At 72.6% G+C, this 1,920-nt stretch carries 2 protein-coding genes; one reads left to right on the top strand and one right to left on the bottom strand.

What is annotated here, in order from left to right; all coding sequences use genetic code 11:
* Positions 1-192: 192 nt before the first annotated feature.
* Positions 193-1,026, bottom strand: a complete 834-nt coding sequence (locus AB0C29_RS46170; protein ID WP_360834411.1) for an LLM class F420-dependent oxidoreductase — start codon at positions 1,024-1,026, stop codon at positions 193-195.
* A 170-nt stretch (positions 1,027-1,196) separates the two neighbouring features.
* Here AB0C29_RS46170 and AB0C29_RS46165 point away from each other — a divergent pair.
* On the top strand, positions 1,197-1,920 hold a 724-nt coding region (locus AB0C29_RS46165), incomplete at its 3' end, for an MFS transporter (RefSeq protein ID WP_360834409.1).

Genomic DNA, 1,920 nt, shown 5'->3' with positions numbered 1-1,920 from the left:
AGGGCGGTGAGCACCGGGATCTCCGCGTCGAGGCGGATCACCTCGGCGGCGTCGGGGTCCGGGCCGCGGCCGCAGCCGGGGCAGCCGGAGGTCAGGTTGGCCGGGGTACGGCACGACGGGCAAGGGTACGAGGTCACGCCGTCGATCCTCGTCGCGGCGGCCGCCCGGGCCCTGAGTGCGCGTACCTAGAGCTCAGCGGCCGGTGAACTCAGCTATCGCCCGTTCCCACTTGTCCAGGCCGGCCTCGACCTCGTCGCGGGGCCCGGACGGCAGCCAGCTCGACGCCCGGTGCACGCCCGCGCCGGCCAGCTGTTCCAGGGCCTTGGCCTGTGGCGGGACGCTCAGCACCTGGACCTGGATCGGCCGGTCGGCGCGGGCCTCCAGCTCGGCGATGCGGGCGAACAGGTCCTTGTCGTGCCACTGCGGGAACCAGCCGTCGGCCCACGCGAGCACCCGGTCCAGCACGGTCGGGCCGCCCCCGCCGAGCAGCACCGGGGGCCACGGGCGCTGGACCGGCTTGGGCCACGACCAGATCCGGTCGAAGTTCACGAACTCCCCGGCGTACGAGGCCTCGTCCTGCGTCCAGATCGCCTGCATCGCCTGGACGCGTTCGGTCAGCAGTGCCGTACGGGTCCGCGGGTCGGTGCCGTGGTTCTCCATCTCCTCACGGTTCCAGCCCGCGCCGACGCCGAACTCCAGCCGGCCGCCGGACAGGTGGTCGACGCTGGCGACCTCCTTGGCGGTGATGATCGGATCACGCTCGATGACCAGGCACACGCCGCTGCCCACGCGCAGCCGGCTGGTCGCCTCGGCCGCCGCGGTAAGCGCCACGAACAGGTCGTACGTGTGCGCGTACTTGCGGGGCAGCTCGCGGGTGCCGTCACCCCACGGCGACAGCCGGCTCGCCGGGATGTGGGTGTGCTCGGCGAAGAACAGCGCGTCCTGCCCGCGGTCCTCCACCAGCCGGGCGACCGCCCCGGGACCCAGGCCGTCATGGGTGGGGAAATAGCCGACGCCGAACTCCATGCCCGGGAGTCTAAGCGGACCGGCCCCGACCCCTCCATCACCCAGCGCCCTGATCGGATCAGCAGGGAGTGATGGCCCCCGCTAAAGTGATCGACGGGGGTAACTTTGTGCGGACCGCTCGGGATGTCAGTCTCATCTTCGCGGTCAGCGGCGCGACCCAGGCGTCCTGGATGTCCCGACTTCCCAGCGTTCTGGAGCGGACCGGCACGGACTTCGTCGGGCTCGGCTTCGCGCTGGTGATGCTCGGCCTGGGCACCATGCTGGCGATGATCCTGACGGGTCCCGCCGCCACGCGCTGGGGCAGCCGGCGGGTGGTCACCCTGGGCTTCAGCCTGACTCTGGGATGCCTGGTCGCGATCGCCCTGACCCGGTCTCCGGGTGTGCTCGCGGTTGTCCTGTTCGGGCTGGGCGTGGGCGGCGGCGTCTGGGACGCCGGCATGAACATGCAGGGCTATGCGGTGCAGAGCGAGCTCGGGAAGCACCTGATGAGCCGCTTCCACGGATGGTGGAGCGTCGGCAGCATGGCCGGGGCCGGGCTCGCCCTGGCCGCGGTGCACCTGTCCGTGCCGCTGTTCGCGCACATGGTCGTGGTGAGCCTGCTGGCCGCCGGGCTCTGCGGGCGCAGCCTGGCCTCGTTCAACCAGGACAAGCCGCCCGAGCCGGATCTCGCCCGGTCGCCGGCGCCGGCCCGCCGGCCGGTCCGGCGGCTGGCGGCGATCGGCGTCCTGATCTTCTGCGGGGCCACGGTCGAGGGCGCGGCGGGCGACTGGCTCGCCGTCTTCCTGCACAAGGAGCGAGGACTGTCGCAGAGCGGCGCGGCGCTTGCCTACGCCCTCTTCGTGACCGCGCTGGCAGCGGGACGGCTGGCGGCAGAACGCCCCCACCGGCACGTGG

The organism is Actinoplanes sp. NPDC048791 (assembly GCF_040650095.1).
Taxonomy (GTDB): Bacteria; Actinomycetota; Actinomycetes; order Mycobacteriales; family Micromonosporaceae; genus Actinoplanes.
The sequence above is the reverse complement of the archived record's forward strand: the minus strand, read 5'-3'. Positions and strand labels throughout refer to the sequence as shown.